This is a genomic window from Succinivibrio faecicola, assembly GCF_019448115.1.
Classification (GTDB): Bacteria; Pseudomonadota; Gammaproteobacteria; order Enterobacterales; family Succinivibrionaceae; genus Succinivibrio; species Succinivibrio faecicola.
On sequence record NZ_JAGFNY010000039.1, the window covers coordinates 1 to 17385 of the forward strand.

Annotated in this window: 9 protein-coding genes, 1 tRNA gene and 1 pseudogene; all 11 read left to right on the forward strand. The window is 34.5% G+C overall.

The window, feature by feature from the left end; all coding sequences use genetic code 11:
- Window positions 1-145 precede the first annotated feature (145 nt).
- The 11 genes and pseudogenes from J5V48_RS08665 to J5V48_RS08710 all read left to right on the forward strand — a co-directional run bounded on the left by J5V48_RS08665 (window position 146) and on the right by J5V48_RS08710 (window position 17209).
- Window positions 146-221, forward strand: a tRNA-Trp gene (locus J5V48_RS08665).
- Window positions 222-651: 430 nt separating this feature from the next.
- Window positions 652-1029, forward strand: a pseudogene (locus tag J5V48_RS08670) (recombinase family protein); the annotation flags it as partial.
- Entirely contained in the window at window positions 1026-1154 is a 129-nt protein-coding gene (locus tag J5V48_RS09965) for a hypothetical protein (RefSeq protein ID WP_255557787.1), read from the forward strand. The pseudogene J5V48_RS08670 and the gene J5V48_RS09965, both read left to right, overlap by 4 nt.
- A gap of 87 nt (window positions 1155-1241) precedes the next feature.
- Window positions 1242-1865: a BrxA family protein gene (locus J5V48_RS08675; RefSeq protein WP_219938187.1), complete on the forward strand. Its 624-nt coding sequence runs from the start codon at window positions 1242-1244 to the stop codon at window positions 1863-1865.
- On the forward strand, window positions 1862-2476 hold the full coding sequence (locus J5V48_RS08680) for a DUF1788 domain-containing protein (RefSeq protein WP_219938188.1): 615 nt from the start codon (window positions 1862-1864) through the stop codon (window positions 2474-2476). The genes J5V48_RS08675 and J5V48_RS08680 overlap by 4 nt, the downstream gene beginning before the upstream one ends.
- Window positions 2477-2493: 17 nt before the next feature.
- Window positions 2494-6126: a BREX system P-loop protein BrxC gene (gene brxC, locus J5V48_RS08685; protein ID WP_219938189.1), complete on the forward strand. Its 3633-nt coding sequence runs from the start codon at window positions 2494-2496 to the stop codon at window positions 6124-6126.
- A gap of 32 nt (window positions 6127-6158) precedes the next feature.
- Window positions 6159-9680: a BREX-1 system adenine-specific DNA-methyltransferase PglX gene (gene pglX / locus J5V48_RS08690; protein ID WP_219938190.1), complete on the forward strand. Its 3522-nt coding sequence runs from the start codon at window positions 6159-6161 to the stop codon at window positions 9678-9680.
- Window positions 9681-9730: 50 nt separating this feature from the next.
- Window positions 9731-11152 (forward strand): ATP-binding protein, encoded by a 1422-nt coding sequence (locus J5V48_RS08695; protein ID WP_219938191.1) that lies wholly within the window; start codon window positions 9731-9733, stop codon window positions 11150-11152.
- Window positions 11153-11156: 4 nt separating this feature from the next.
- Window positions 11157-13667, forward strand: a complete 2511-nt coding sequence (gene pglZ / locus J5V48_RS08700) for a BREX-1 system phosphatase PglZ type A (protein ID WP_219938192.1) — start codon at window positions 11157-11159, stop codon at window positions 13665-13667.
- A 9-nt stretch (window positions 13668-13676) separates the two neighbouring features.
- Window positions 13677-15749 (forward strand): BREX system Lon protease-like protein BrxL, encoded by a 2073-nt coding sequence (gene brxL, locus J5V48_RS08705; protein WP_219938193.1) that lies wholly within the window; start codon window positions 13677-13679, stop codon window positions 15747-15749.
- A 2-nt stretch (window positions 15750-15751) separates the two neighbouring features.
- Window positions 15752-17209 (forward strand): AbiH family protein, encoded by a 1458-nt coding sequence (locus J5V48_RS08710; RefSeq protein ID WP_219938194.1) that lies wholly within the window; start codon window positions 15752-15754, stop codon window positions 17207-17209.
- The last annotated feature ends 176 nt before the right edge of the window (window positions 17210-17385 follow it).

Genomic DNA, 17385 nt, shown 5'->3' on the forward strand with positions numbered 1-17385 from the left:
CTGTACGCTAACTACAGCCATTTATAATTTTAGACAAATGTGACCAATGTCCGCTTCATTTGGTCACCGTAAAAAAAATAACAATTTTTTTATTTTGGTCTTTACAAAGGGGAGTAAATTGTTGATAATACTCGGGCAATTCCACAGGGGCATAGTTCTAATGGTAGAACAGCGGTCTCCAAAACCGACGGTTGTGAGTTCGAGTCTTACTGCCCCTGCCACTTCTCAAAAATCTTCCCGTTTTTTTTCAAAAAATGTGTGTTAGTTTTTGTGGTTTTTACGGTATCTGAGAAAAGCACTGAAAAAGATATGGCAATATTCCTGTCAATCTTTTATATTTAAGTCATAACATCTCTATGAGAATTACTGATCCTAATGAAGAAGTAATCAGAGTCTCTATACCCATTTACATAACGATCGCATAATGTATACCTAGTTATATTCACATTTAAACGTGTTAAAACATTCTTTTTTTATTTGTTATGTAGATTAAACAATCTCCATCTTTTGTTACATTATTATTTATTTTAATAGTACAATAAAAAATTAAGAAATATCAAAAAATAAACGAGTTCTTATTGTATGTCATCTAACTTTCAATCTGTAGGATACATTTGAGTATCTAACCTAGATCAAAAAGCAAGACAACTAGTCGGCATAAAACTCGATAGAATCTTTGAAGATAAGATTTATGGTAAGGACAGAAAAAGACCTGAACTAGAAAAGATGCTGTCTTATATAAGAGAAGGTGACCATATATATTTACATTCTATGGACCGTCTAGCTAGAAAACTCAAAGACCTTTTAGATCTTCTAAAAGAGATTACAGATAAAGGCAGTACCATTCATTTTGTTACTCAGAATTTAGTGTTCTCTAAAGATGAATCTAATCCCATTGCAAAATTGATGCTACAGGTTATGTGGGCTGTTGCAGAATTTGAGAGATCCGTTATTTTGGAACGACAAAGAGAAGGTATAGCTGCAGCTAAGCCAGAGGTAACTATAAAACAGGCAGACCGGTTGTTATGACTGATGAGAAGAAGAAACTTTGTCATGAAAAGGATACTGCCGGAATTCCAAAGACCAGAATCGCAAAAGCTCTTGATATTTCCAGAATATCTGTTTATAGAGAGCTTAAAAAAGTTACAAAATAAATTGCAGATATTCAGATTGTTATGAAGAATTTTAAAACAACTATCAAAATCTGGAACGATTATGAGCTATAGAGAAAAGGTTTCGTCATGATATTACCAAATGAAAAATTCAAATTTTCTATGATAGACAACCTGATGTTTCATTTATCTTCGGAGATGATATCTCTATATGATGAGGAAAAAGATTGGTTATCTGTTAGAAAAATTGCCATTGAGAAAAATTTAGCTCAAAAAAATGCTGTATCTTCGAGAGAACGATATGTAAATGAAGTGCTCAGTAGAGTTAGATATTTATCTGAGGCAGAAATATATTATTTTTTAAACCAGGCAAATGATAACGAGCAACATCTATTACTATGGATCGCATTGTGTAGAGCAAATAGATTGGCAAGAGAATTTGCAGTAAAGCTTCTTAGAGAGAGTTTTTTAAATTTTAAAACAGAAGTTAGCTTTGATGATTTTGATGCTTTTTACTTTGATTTAAGTTCATCCAATAGTGAATTGGATAATGTTTCTACACAGATGAGAAATAAAATAAGAGGAAGAATAATAAATTCTGCAAAAGAAGCTGGACTATTAACAAAGGATAACTTCATTCAGCCAGTATTTTTATCTGCCGATTTTTGTAAATGTGTTTCGGATAATTCTCTCAACGATTTATCTTTTTTACCAATATACGATGCAGACATTAAGAGATTATTACAGTCATGATTCTAAACGGTAAATTTCCTCCCTATGACGAGATATTTAATCATCTTGTCAAAGTTGTTTCTTCGGAAAGATTTTTAAATAAACAAGGATTAGGTAAAGAAGTCCCTTTTTTCATCTTCCCTTTTTCTCCTGAGGATGCTTTAAGAATTGAAGATGACGTTATAAATGTAATTAAAAAGTTAAAAGTTGAGAGAGGGATAGAAATTCTTCATTTAAATCTCTACAAGATATGTATTGAGATGTTAAAGGAAAGAGAAGTATTCGACTCGATTATTGAAGATGAATCATCCTACGAGAAAGATGATTTGCTAGACATGCTCCAAAGTCTATTAGATCCTGAATCTAACCTTATTCCAAAGATAAGAGAGATTATTGTGGATAAACAGTTTGATGTTGCTTTCATAACCGGAGTTGGGGAAATTTACCCTTATATACGTTCTCATACTGTATTAAATAATCTTCAAAGCACTATTGAAGAACAACCAACGGTAATGTTCTTTCCTGGAAGTTATAGCCACTCAGACACAAAAGGCGCATCCCTAGATTTATTTAATATTATGCCTGGTGATAGATATTACCGAGCTTTCAATTTACTTGATTACCAGATTTAAAAATAGATGAGGTTGATATGACCACAGCAATTCAGGATTTATTTAAAAAAGACATTAATCGATCAATAAACGGTGTTATCAAAGCTGACGATAACGATGAGTTAAATCTCAAAAATGAAATTGAAGAATATGTGGTTACTAACGATATCGCCAAGAATCTTAGTGAATTTATAGATGCATATAATGACTATGATGGGGCTAGAGGAAACGGAGTTTGGATTTCTGGCTTCTTTGGCTCTGGTAAATCTCATCTACTAAAAATGCTGGCTGTTATTCTTCAGGATCTGAAGATTTGTGGCCACAGCTCCATGGATTTATTTCTAGACAGATTAACCAACGTTAACGATAGTCTTTTAAAAGCAAATCTAAAGAAGGCGGTTACACAATATCAGGCTGAGAATATTCTTTTTAACATTGATCAGAAAGCATCAGCAATTAATAAAACCGATACCAGCGCATTATTGGGTGTGTTTTTACGTGTTTTTAATGAACACTGTGGATATTATGGAAAAGAGCCATACATCGCAAAATTTGAAAGAATTTTGGATCAGGATTGCGAATTTGAAACTTTTAAACAGGCCTATCAAGAGATAACAGGTAAGAACTGGGAGAAGGACAGAGAAAAACTGTTCATGGTCGACGTTTCTGTGGCCAAGGCTTTAGCAAAAATCAAAGGAGGAAGTCCTGATGACTATAAAGGAACCTTGAAAGGATATAAAGACTCGTTCTCAATGTCTCCTGGTGATTTTTGTTCTTTAGTAAGTGATTATGTAAAGAAAAAAGGAAAAAACTTCAGATTAAATTTCTTTGTTGATGAAATTGGTCAGTATATTGCGGACAATGTCCAGCTGATGCTAAATTTGCAAACTATATCCGAAACCTTAACCACTAAGTGTGGAAGTCAGGCATGGATTATTGTAACAGCCCAGGAAGATATGGAAACAGTAATGGGCTCCGAAAGCAAACAGCAGAGTAATGACTTCTCTAAAATTCAAGACCGATTTAAGCTCAGAATAAAATTATCATCACAAGATGTAGCTGAGGTTATTCAAAAACGTCTTTTAGATAAGAAGACCGAATGTAAACCAGAATTACAGAATATATATGACAAAGAAAAGAATAATTTCAAAACTCTGTTTAACTTTGTAGATCAGTCAAGAACTTACAGAAACTACAAAGATGATGAAAACTTTATAGACTGTTATCCATTTGTTCCTTATCAGTTTGATTTATTCCAAGACTGTATTCGTGCCTTATCTGATAAAAATGCATTTGAAGGAAAACACAGTTCTGTAGGTGAGAGATCAATGCTTGGAGTCTTCCAAGAGGTTGTAAAAACTCTTGAAAATCAGACTACAGGAACTATAGCAAGCTTTGATTTAATGTTTGAAGGCATTAGAAATCAGATTAAATCTCGTAATCAAGGTGCAATTCTCAGAGCTGAAACAAGTCTTCCAAATGCATTTGCGGTAAAAGTTTTAAAGGCCTTATTACTTGTTAAATACGTGGATGGGTTTAAAGCAACTATTCAAAACATTACTATTCTCATGCAGTCTGCTTTTGATGAGGATAGAAATAGCCTTCGTCAGAAAGTTGATGAAGCTTTAGACCGTTTAGTAAGAGAAACCTATATTGAAAAACACGGTACAGAATACAGCTTCTTAACAGATGATGAAAAGGATATTGAAGAGAGTATCAATAATACATCTGTAGATAACTTTGAATTAAACGACAAAATCAATGAGTTGTTCTTCAAAAAGATATTGAAAGGAACAAAGATAAGAGATCCAGAAACAGGTGGGGATCATTCATATACCACTATTCTCGACTGTACCCCATATGGAAAGCCAGCTGAACTTGGCATTAACTTGATATCTCCGCTGTCCGTTAGAAAATCTCCTAGCAAGTGGATGTCAGAGAGAGCTAATGAGAAAGAATTAGTTGTTGTGCTTCCTGATGATGACAAGCTGTATCCAGAGTTACAAAAATTCTGCAGAACCCAGAAATTTGTTCGTCAAAACAGTTCTGTTGGAGGAAAATCTCCAATGACGCAATCGATAATCCTGGAGAAAGGTGCCCAAAATAATAATCGTGAACAGGATCTATTGGTCATGCTTTCTGAACTCTTAGAAAGAGCAAAACTTTTTGCTCTTGGAGATGACGTTACAGGAGCAACAGGTTCAGATGCCAAAGGCAGAATTGAAAAAGGCTTTTTAAAGTTGGTAAGCAAAGCTTATTACAAACGCAATATCGTTTCTGATTTAACTATATTTGATGAAGGCCAGATTTCTTCAATTATAAGCACATCTCCTATTACCGCTATTTCAGTAGCAGAAACAGAAATTAAATCTTTCCTTGAAGGCTGTCAAAGAAACGGCATGAGTGTTTCTGTTAACGGAATAAGAAACAATTTTGAGAAAATTCCTTATGGTTGGGTATATCCAGCAGTGCCATGTCTGCTTGCCCACCTATATGCCAGAAAAATCATAAGTTTCTCCAATGGTACTAATCAGGAGTTGCAAGGCAAAGAGCTTGTAGATTCGCTCAGAAACACCCGTGCCCAACAGGGATTGTTAGTAAAACTGCAAACTCAAATTCCTGAGAGTCGCATTATTGAATTAAAGAAATTTATAAAGGAATATTTTGGTATTCCTTGTGAAAAAAATGACGGTAAGGATGTTGCAAAAGTCGCTGTTGAACAGTTTAAAGACCGAGGATCTAAACTTTTAGAAATTCAAAATGAATTTGCAAATAGACAATGGCCTGAATGTGAAGCAGTAGAAAAAGCTATTAAGAATGTTCTGCATGTTGCTAATTGCCATCAAGATCTTGATGTTTATGACAGACTAAATGACAAGAGCTCAGGTACTAAGATGGAAGATCTTCTGTTAGATGATTGGGATAACTATTTAGAATCCCTGGTTTCATTTATGAATAATTCAAATCGAAAAAAGAATTATTCTGATTCATTCAATTTAATTAGTCGTCAGACAATCAATTTCCACGAAATTTCAACTTCTAGACCTGACCTTACCGGATTTACTGAGGTTGCATCTAAATTTGATGAGATAAAAGAACTCTGTTTAAAGGAGAACTTCTTTAATACTGCAATCTCAAGAAGAATTGATGATGCAAAAGAGAAATACGATGAAGTATTTAAGTCAGCAATATCTTCATTTAAAGACTCTGTATCAAATAAGCTTAACAAAATTGTTGATGATGCTTTTAGTCAGGATAGATATCAAAAACTATCAGTAGATAGTCAGCAAAAGATAAGCTCTTTTGTTGAGAAAGAGAAAGAACGTCTAAACAACACATCTGACTTTGGGCTTATTCAAAATATAGAAATCAATCTTGATAAAACTTTTAGCTCTTCTTTGTATGGGGAAATAATCAGACTTTATGATTCTGAGAATACTGTAGTAACACCTGTCGAACCTGGTAATGGTGATAATAAACAAGAAGGACAACAAACAATAACTTCTATACCGCCAAAAGTTATCCATACTGTAAAGAATATTAAAGATCTGGTTGTAAATACTGATAAGAGTCTTGTGGAAACAGAAGACGATGTTGATAGATATCTTGCACAGTTAAAGAGCTCTATGCTTGAGGCAATCAAATCTGGCCAACATATATTGGTAAAGTAATAGTTAGTAGCTTGTTAATAAAGAGATAGTAAATGGATTTTAGCAGATTAAAAAACTTTGCTCCAGAAGCTCGAAAGATTTTATTCTCACAAATAAAGAGCAGTTTAGATCAGGCGATCAAACTAGACGGAATTCTTCATAGAAATCATCCAAATGTTTTTAATAAACTCTGTGAGGATTTAAACAAATATGGAGAAGAATCTCTTATCCGTAAAGTTGCATATTTCTGGTTCAATCGCTTCTGTGCGCTACGCTTCATGGATTTAAATGGCTACACCAATTCTAAGGTCGTATCGCCAGAACAGGAAGGTAGTTCTATTCCAGGTATTCTCTCTGAGGCTAAAAGTAACTATTTTGATGATGAAGTTGTTTCTACTGCAACAAAAGAAAAGATTAACAATCTTTTAAATGGCTCTACGCAGTCAGCTAATCCTGAGGCGGAGGTGTATCGTTTACTTCTTATTTCTGAATGTAATTACTGGAATAAGAAAATGCCATTTCTGTTTCAGACTGAGGATGATTATTCAGAATACCTTTTACCTTCAGATTTGCTGTCACCAGAAAGTATTCTGCAGAGCATACGTGATGCAATGACGATAGATAACTGTCAGAGTGTTGAAATTATTGGTTGGCTTTATCAGTACTATATATCAGAAAAGAAAGACGAAATCTTTGCTGATTTGAAGAAAAATATCAAGATTGAGCCTAACAACATACCTGCAGCAACACAGTTATTTACTCCTGAGTGGATTGTAAGATATTTGGTTGATAATTCCTTAGGAAGACTTTGGATGTTAAATCATCCTGAGTCATCATTAAAAGAATCAATGGAATATTATATTGAATCTCAAGAGCCAGAAACTGATTTTCTCAAAATCAGTACACCTCAAGAAATCAGGGTATGCGATCCATGCTGTGGTTCTGGTCATATGCTGGTTTACGCCTTTGATCTTCTTTATAAGATTTATGAAGAACAGGGATATTCCAATACCGAAATTCCAAAGTTAATTCTTGAGAATAACCTATTTGGACTGGAACTTGATGAACGTGCTTCCGAACTTGCAGCTTTTGCTTTAATGATGAAAGCAAGAGAAAAAGATCGTAGAGTTTTTGGAAGAAACGTTATTCCTCAAATCTGTCATCTGGAAAAAATAGAATTTACTGAACAAGAGCTTTCAGATTATCGGAATAAAGTTGGTTCAGACATCATAACTTATGATGTTTTAGAAACAGTTAAGCAGTTTAATGAAGCTGATAACTTTGGCTCTCTAATCATTCCTAAAGTGAATACATCAGGAGAAGTATTAAAAAAACTCAAAGATATAAAACTTGATGATATATTTCTGCAGGAAACTCATAGCAAGGTAGTTAAGGCTTTAACTACAGCTGATTATTTGAGTCAGAATTACCATGTGGTTGTAACCAACCCTCCATACAAAGGAGCAGGAGATCTAAACTCAAGATTAGTTTCATGGATGAAAGATAATTATCCAGACAGCAAAGCAGATTTATTTTCCGCATTTATTGAGAGAGGTTTTTACCTCATTAAATCCAAAGGATATCATTCAATGGTCACAATGCAAAGTTGGATGTTTTTATCTTCCTTTGAAAAACTAAGAGAAAAACTTCTACTAACAAATAGAATCAATGCATTGTGCCACATGGCTAATATGATTATGGGGATAGCTTTTGGTACAGCAGCAACAATTTTTCAGAAGAATGGAGATAACAAAAAATACGGATATTATTGCTTTGTAGAACTAGATAATATTGTTAACGAAAAGCCAAATGAGTTCCCTCCAAAAAATGAGAGAAATGAGGATGCAAATTACAACGGCTTTTACAAAACATCTGCAGATAACTTCAAGAAGATTCCTGGTTCGCCTATTGCTTATTGGGTTAATGAAAAAATTACTGATATCTATCCAAGATGTAATAACAAAGTTTGCGACATTGTTAAGCCAGCACAAGGTCTAGCAACAGGAGATAACGGAAGATTTTTACGTTATTGGCATGAAGTTTCTTTTAACAGAATTTCGCTGGGAGAGGATGCAGATAAACTATTAGCGACAGGAGAGAAAAAATGGTGTCCATGTACAAAAGGTGGAAGCTATAGGAAATGGTATGGAAATATAGAGTATGTCGTTAACTGGGAAAAAAATGGTTATGAAATAAAAAATCTAAAAGATGAAAATGGGAAATTGAGGTCAAGACCTCAAAATAGTGATTTTTATTTTTCTTCAGAAGGTATTTCTTGGTCTACTATCTCTTCTTATAGAATTTCGTTTAGACTTTTTGAAAAAAACTGGCTATTTGAAACAAAAGGCTCAGTTTGTTTTCCAAAATCTGAAAAAAAACATCTTTTTTACAATGTATTTGGTTTTTTAAATTCCAACTTAGCAGAACGTTTTTTAGCTGCTATTACGCCTACTATGGATTTTCATGAAGGCCCTGTTGGAAATTTACCATTTATTGAGTTGAAATCTGATAATTCTGATTTGATAAAAGAAGCAATAAAAATATCAAAAGAAGATTTTGAAACCTCTGAGTTAAGTTTTAATTTTAAAGAAAATTGTTTAGAACGAGAAACTGGTCTTTTAGAAAAATCCATTGAGTCCTACTTAAAAAATTGGGAACAAAAAACTCATAGATTAGCTCTATTGGAAACAGAAAATAATGAGCTTTTCTTAAAATCACAAAACATCGAGAATGAATATTCGGCAGAAGTTAAAATCGAAGATATTTCTCTATATAACAATTATCACTATAAAACTCTTTATAAAGATCAAAAAGAATTTATATCTGAAATAGTAAAAAATCTAATTTCATACTCTGTCGGCTGCATGTTTGGTCGATATTCCCTTGATAAGGAAGGTTTAATCCTCTGCAATCAGGGAGAGACTATTGTGGACTTTAAAGCAAAGGTTTCTAACTCTTCATTTGAGGTAGATGAGGATAATGTCATCCCCGTTCTATCTGACAACTGGTTTAGTGATGATATCGTAGAACGCTTTAAGAGCTTCTTGAAGATTGCCTTTGGTGAAGAACATTATCTTGAAAATCTGCGCTTCATTGAACAGACTCTAAATGTTAAGGAAAAGAATTCATATTCTATTCGAGATTACTTTGTAAATGAGTTTTACGCAGACCATGTAAAACGTTACAAGAAACGTCCTATCTACTGGATGTTTAAGAGTCCTAAAGGTCATTTCAAAGCTCTTATATATATGCAACGCTATCAGCCTTATACAGTCAGCCGTGCAAGAAATGAATACCTTCTTGAGTTCAGGCAGAAGTTAGATGCTGAAAAACAGAATCTTGAGACACTTGTTTCTTCAGGAACTTTATCAAAGGCTGATAACAATGCTAAGAATAAACGCATTGAAGAAATTAAGAAGATTATCGCTGACATAAACAATTATGACAGTGAGATTATGTATCCACTGGCTCAGCAGAATATTGAGATTGATCTTGATGATGGTGTTAAGACCAACTACATTAAGTTTGGTAAGGCCCTTGAAAAAATAGCGGGTTTAGATAAGAAGGAAGATTAAGCCACAGCTGTATTTAAATTACAAAAAAGTGGGTGTCTGGGAGGAAAACAATGGCAGAAAGCCATAATGTCGAATATAAAGAAATTTGGAAAGATGATTATTTAAAATGGCTCTGCGGATTTGCAAATTCTAAGGGAGGCTCCCTCTTTATCGGTGTTGATGATGACGGGAATGTTGTTGGATTAAAAAACATCAGCAAGTTGCTTGAAGATCTTCCAAATAAAATTCAGTCAGGACTTGGAATTGTCGCTGATGTGAATAGATTGTCTAAAGATGGCATTGAATACATTGAAATCAAGGTTACAGGACCAAGTACTTTCCCTATTAGCTATCATGGTGAGTTCTTTTATCGTAGTGGAGCGACAAACCAGAAACTAACGGGAATTGCTCTTACTGATTTTATTGCTCGTAAAAATGGAATTCTTTGGGAAGATGCTATTGTTAGCGGATTAAGCGTTGATGATCTTGATGATGAAAGCTTCAAAATCTTCAGAAGAGAAGCTTTACGAAAAAAAAGAATGACAGAAGCTGAGTTAAATGTTTCCAACAAGGAGCTTCTTGAAAAACTGCATCTTATGAAGGATGGTATGTTAACAAGAGCTGCTGTACTTCTTTTTTACAAGGATCCGTCTATTGTTCAGGCAGGAAGTTTTATTAAAGTCGGTAAATTTGATGAATCAGGGCTAGTCGTTTATCATCACGAACTTGAAGAATCCTTTATGGTCAACGCTACAAAAGTGGTTGATCTTATCTATTTAATGTACTTAAAGGCAAAGATCAGTTATGAACATGACATACGTGTGGAGGAATATCCGTTTGCCCGAGAAGCAATCCGTGAGGCAATCTATAACGCAATAGCACATAACTGCTATATGTACGGTACTCCAATTCAGATTAAAGTCATGGAAGACTCTCTGACCATTGGTAATAGGTGCATACTGCCTGAAGGTTGGACAGTGGAGACCTTTATGCAAGCACATGATTCTGAGCCATACAATCCAAATATAGCAAATGTATTATATCGTGCTGGCTTTATTGAAAGCTGGGGGCAAGGTATTCAAAAAATCTGTACGGAATGCCGTGCGATTGGAGAAGATCTTCCTGAATATGAGCTCATTGGAACATCATTGAGAGTAAAATTCAAGGCTCTTGAGAGTGCTCTTATTATAGAGCCTAAACAACAAGGACTCCAAAATAACGCCCCAAACGATGACCCGAATCATGACCCGAATCATGACCCGAATTATGACCCAAATACTTCAGGACATTCACTTAATGAGAAGATTCTGTTACTAATTACTAAACAAAACGACATTACTAGACCAAGACTGGCATCAGAATTGGGCGTTTCAGAAAGTACCATAAAAAGAGCGTTTAAAAAACTCTTAGATGAAGGAATAATCATAAGAATCGGCAATAACCGTAGTGGTCACTGGCAGATTAATAACAGAAGTGAAAATACAGGAAAATAAGATAATGGCAAGTTCACGTATTACAGAAGCTCTTCTCAATGCCTTTAACAAATACCGAATAGTATTCTGGGATGACGATAAAGAAAAACTTATTGATGAATTTAACTCCCTAGAACTGCCTGATGTTACGAAAATAAAACTCGATAACAATGAGTTTTCGGTTAAATATCGAATTCTTGTTGAAGAAACAGATAAGAAGTTTCTAATCTATCGTCCTGCTGGAGAGCCTGATGTTAAAGATAACTGGCTTTTGGATGTTCAGCTAGCATCTTATAAATTTGTTGCTGAACAGGATACTCTTCGCTGTACGGAAATTGGTTTAGATCCTGCAAAATTTTCTTCATATATAAAGAAACATGAGAATTTCTTTAACAAAAAGGAATATCGAGACAAACTTGCGGCTGCCATTAAAGGTTCATCGGAAGAAGAAACAATTGAGTCAGTAGATTTAAAAATAATCGGGATCATGTCTCCTCTAAAAAAGGTAGATACCTTCTTTTCCATTCTACAGTCCCTGCTTAAAGATGCTTATGAGCAGAGCCAAAACGGAATGATGATGCCTCTAGATGCGTGTATAGAAATGCAGACTGAATTGTTAAGTCTTCTGGCAAAGCATTTTAACTATCAGTCAACTGGCCTATCCCTACACGATTTTGCTCTTAAGATATTTAATGACAGCCTCAAGAAACAGTTAGGCGAACCTTCTGAACTATCCAATGAGGTTGCCATGTTTTTAGGGAACTGGCAAGACAGCAAAAACTACGGGGAAAACTTTAATGAATGGACAGAGAAAGCTGCAACAGAACTTAATTTGCAGCTTACCTTTGACAAACTGGATTTTGATACATTAAAGCAGATTGATTATTTCAGAAATATTGATGAAATGATTTTAATAAAACTAAAATCAGATATCAGTAATGACTTAATCAACGAATTAGATGTAAGACGTATTCTTGATATTCGGTGTACTAAAACCTGGTGGAAAGAGTTTTCTGACTACTACGAAACAGCCTACGCTGCATCCAAATTTAAGCAACTTATAAAAAAAGTTAATCTTAACCTTGAGAATATTGAGGATGCAGTCAATAAATACCAGGAGAGCTGGTATGAGGTTGACCAGCAGTATAGAAAGTTTAACTTTTACTGTCGAAACAATAAGAACAATGAATTATTCTCTGATTTGAAAGTAACCATTGATAATCTTTACACCAACGACTTTTTACGTCCTTTGGGACAGAAATTCTCGGTTGTAATTCAGGGGGAAAAGAACTGGGGAAGTTTCTCAAAGATTATCTATCAGCCAAAATTCTTTAACAACTATGTTGAGCCATTTATCAAGAGAAATAACAAGGTAGTGGTGATTATTTCTGATGCTCTGCGATATGAGCTTGGTGAAGAATTAACCAGACTGATTAACCAAAATAATCGATTCTCTGCAGAAATTGAGCCAATGGTATCGGTACTGCCAAGTTTTACTCAGCTAGGAATGGCAGCGCTGCTGCCTAATAACTTAATAGAGTTAAAAACAGATAACACTGCTGTAGTTGATGGCATATCCGCAACTGGAATTGAAAACAGAAAGAAAATACTTGCTCAATACGGACATGCTTCAACCTGTATCAATGCAGAAGAGCTATTATCATCAAAATATAAAAACAAAGATATCAAAGAGATTGTTGCATCTAACGAAATAATCTATGTCTATCATGATGTAGTTGATACAACCGGAGAACATGATGAAGAACATCTGTTTGATAAATCACAGGACTGCCTTGAAGAGTTGATGCAGCTTGTTACAAGATTATCCTCTGGCAATGCCAACAACATCATGATCACAGCAGATCATGGTTTCATTTATCAGGAGCAAAAGCTAGATAAGAATGTAGATTTTGTTGAAGAACCTTTTGTGACTGGTGAAAAGTATCAGGTAGATAGAAGATTTGTTTCTGCCAAAGGTGAATTGGATGGTTCTAATACAGATTTTCATTCCTTCCATGCTAAGGAGTTAGGTCTATCAGGAGATCTTTCTGTTCTTATTCCTAAGGCAATTCAGCGTATTCGCAAGCAAGGCCAGAATGGCCGTTATATTCACGGCGGAGCAACTCTTGAAGAAACTGTGATTCCAGTTATCCACGTTAACAAGAAACGCAAGGATGATGTATCTGAAGTTAAAGTAAAAGTAATTTCACGAGAAAGAATCATTACTTCAGGACAGATTCTGATTACCTTCTATCAGGAACAGCCTGTAGAAGATAAGGTTAAGGGAATTTCTATTAAAGCAGGATTCTTCAGAGATGGAGTTCCTGTTTCCAATATCGAAGATCTGGAATTCAATAAAGAAACAACTAACGTTGAAGAACGCGAGCAGAAGCGTCAGTTTAAACTTTCTACTGGCATAGATTCAGGAAGTGTTATCCTGAAGCTGACTAAACGAGTAGAAAATACCGATCAGTATGCACCATATGATGAGATAACTTTCTCCATCAGACAGAACTTCTTTGGCCGAGACTTTTAAGGAGAGAAAATGACTGAATTATCCTCATTAGATCAGAAAATAAATCAGGTATTCGCAGGATGTGTAGTCAGAAAAGATTTGGTCAAAGAGATCCGTGGCAATGCAATTGTACCTTCATATGTACTTGAATATTTACTCGGTCAGTACTGTACAACTTCAGATGAAGACAGTATTCAATCTGGTATTCAGTCTGTTAAGGAAATCTTAAGCCAGCATTATGTTCATAAAAATGAGGCTGAACTAGTCAGATCGAATATCAAGGAAATCGGTCGACAAAAGGTCATTGATAAAATCAGTGTTACCCTAAATGAAAAAGATGATACCTATGAAGCCTCATTTTTTAACCTCGGAATAAACAAGGTTATCGTTGGCTCCGAGACTATTAAGAAGAATCCTAAACTTCTAGTTTCTGGTATCTGGTGTATTGCTGAAGTTGAATACTACCACGTTGAAGATCCAAAAGTTGTTCCTTGGTTACTGACATCTTTAAAACCAATCCAGATGGCTCGTTCTGATGTAGAAGGCTATAAAGAAGGCAGAAAGAATTTCTCCATGGATGAGTGGATAGACTTTATCCTGCAGAGTATGGGCTTAAACCCAGAGGTCTTTTCTAGAAGAAATAAGTTTATACAGCTTATCCGTCTGATCCCATTCTGTGAGCGTAACTACAATCTGATGGAGCTTGGTCCTAAGGGTACAGGTAAATCCCATATCTATTCAGAATTTTCTCCTCATGGAATGTTACTCTCTGGTGGTGAAGTAACAGTGCCTAAACTCTTTGTAAACAACAGCAACGGCAAAATTGGACTTGTCGGTTACTGGGATTGTGTTGCCTTTGATGAATTTGCTGGTAATCAGAAGAAAATTGATAAGGCCCTTGTAGACATCATGAAAAACTACATGGCCAATAAAACCTTCTCCAGAGGCACCCAGACCATGGGAGCTGAAGCTTCTATGGTTTTCGTAGGTAATACCTCGCATACCGTTCCATATATGCTGAAAACCTCTGATTTATTTGCCGATTTACCAGATAAATATCATGACTCAGCATTCTTAGACAGAATTCATTGTTTTAATCCTGGATGGGAAGTTGAAAATTTACGTTCAGAGATGTTTTCTGAAGGTTATGGCTTTGTTGTAGATTACTTTGCAGAAATTCTAAGAGCCCTTAGAAATGACGACTACTCTTCTGATTTTAATCAATACTTTACCTTAGGTGAGGATATTTCAACCCGCGATAAGGACGGTATCAAGAAGACATTCTCTGGTCTAATGAAAGTTATTTTCCCTAACCACGATGCAACTGAGGATGAAATTAAAGAACTTCTAACTGTTGCTATGGAAGGAAGAAAACGAGTTAAAGATCAGCTTTTACGAATTGATTCAACCTTTGATAAAACGAACTTTGTTTTCTTTAAAACTAACGAACCTACAAAAGAGATACCGGTTCAGACTCTTGAAGAAATTGAGTTTGCTGATATTTATTATGGTCTAGAAGCTACAAAGCCTTCTAAACAAACTCATGAGCAGAACGGTGATACACAGGGAAAACAGGCGATGTTAACGTCTAGTCCGGAAGTTACAGAGAAACCTTTAGAAGAAGGTCATAAGGAAATAAAGGAAAACCAAAAAGGTTGCTCCTTTAACGATCTTGTGCAGCCCTATCTGAAAGGGGCCAAGAAACTATCAATAACTGATCCTTATATTAGAAACTTCTTCCAGCAGAGAAATCTAATGGAGTTTTTAGTCTCAGTTGTAAAGATAAATTATCCTACTGAAGAGATAGAGGTTCATCTTGTGACAATTCAAGATGAATTCAAGGGGGATAAACAAGAAGAAAACTTTTTAAAAATGAAGGATTCTTTATCTCGTTATGGTCTTATCTTCACTTGGGAATATGATGAAGCAAAGACTATTCATGCAAGGCATATTGAAACTGATACTGGATGGAAAATTAGCCTGGATAGGGGATTAGATGTATATCAGAACTTTGGTGGAGATGCGTTTGACGTGCTTACTTATCTTCCTGAGTTAAGAGCCTGCAAAGCTTATGAAGTCACTTTTATTAAATTGGGTAAATAATAATGTTTAAATATAGAGACCTAAAAAAAAGTCACGATATCAGAAATATTACCCAAATAATAACTCCAAGAGGGATCCTTGATCCTTTTGAGGTACCTAAGAAGAAAATCCTAATCGTAGGCAATGGATTTGACATAAGAGCCGGAATTCAATCTTCATTTGAAGACTTCATTTTATACATTGTTTATGGTTGTGCTTTATTCAACTACAAAAAAAAGCAAGAGATAAAAATCTCAGACGAAGAAATAAAAAATTTTTTCTCAGAAAAGGATTGCCCCTTTCAGTTAAAAGCCCACGAAATCTCAACTGACGAAATCCTAGATAAATGTAATATTTTTGCTTCTAGTATGATGGGCGAGCTTGTATTAGGTAATCTTTTCCCTAATTTTTATCAATATATTTATTTTCAACCGCCAGAACCAGTTTATTTTTATAATGGAGATGATTATGACGAATCAATAAATGAAGAGAAGATGCTAATTAGGTACATTTACGGTCTAGAACAAGGGGGCTCATTCATCGATAATCCTGAATATAATTTTTTGTTTTTGCCAAAAGAATTGCGAAACAAAGGAATCAAGTCCTTTGAATATCTAATTCATAGCGAACTAAAAAGTTTACAGCATAAATGTAAGCTAAAATTATGGCTGGATATTGAATCCATAATCGAACTGATAGTAACTCAGACTCCAGATTTAAAAGAAAAATACGGAACATCTTACCAAATTCCTAAAGACCAAGCATCTACTGATAGTTTACTCCTTGGTTTAAATTCATTTGAAATTTTACTTGCTACTTATTTACGGTTTGCAGAAGAACACCTAGAAAAAGAAAGTAGCTCTTCTTCTTTTTTTAAGAAGATAACTGATGATTATTCAGATTCTTTATCAAAACGTTCAAATTTTCTTATACAGAGAGTTGATATAAGTGATGCTACTACAATTATAAATTACAACTATACAAATGTTGCTGAAAAAATCTTTAAGCAAAAAAATCCTAACATAGATATCAGGTATATCAATGGATCACTTCACGTTAAAGATGAAGTGAGACTAGACGAAATAGATACAAACATCGTAGTTGGTTATTCAAATTTAGAAGAGATAAAAGTAACAAAAGAACAATATCCTTTTGAGAAAAAATCTAGAAGAATTTTAAAAAACACAGAGTTCATTGATATTGATTCAGTAATTAACAAAGAGCTATTCGATTTAACAATTATAGGTCATTCTTGTGGAATTGCTGATAGCGATATTTTAAAACCGCTTCTTTCCAGTGACTACTTAAAGTCAGCAGTTATACTCTGTCATACGGTGGAAGACTTGTTTTCTATTTTTAATAACTTGAAGAAAATGTTAGATAAAGAGCAATTTAACCTGTTGTTTTCTCATCCTGCAAATAAACTTAATAAAAATTTATTTTTTTCGGTTGAAAAAAAAGGGGGCTGTACGAACAATTAAGAATAAACATGATTCAAATTAATGGATAGAAAAAAGAAATTTTTCTGAAGATTTTTGCCTAATTTTTTGAGCAAAAAAAATGAGGAGAAAAAATTATAAAATCATACCTAAGATCTTTAGATAAAAGTATCAGAAGATCTTTTTAAAACATAAGTAGAAAATCATTAATTGATTTT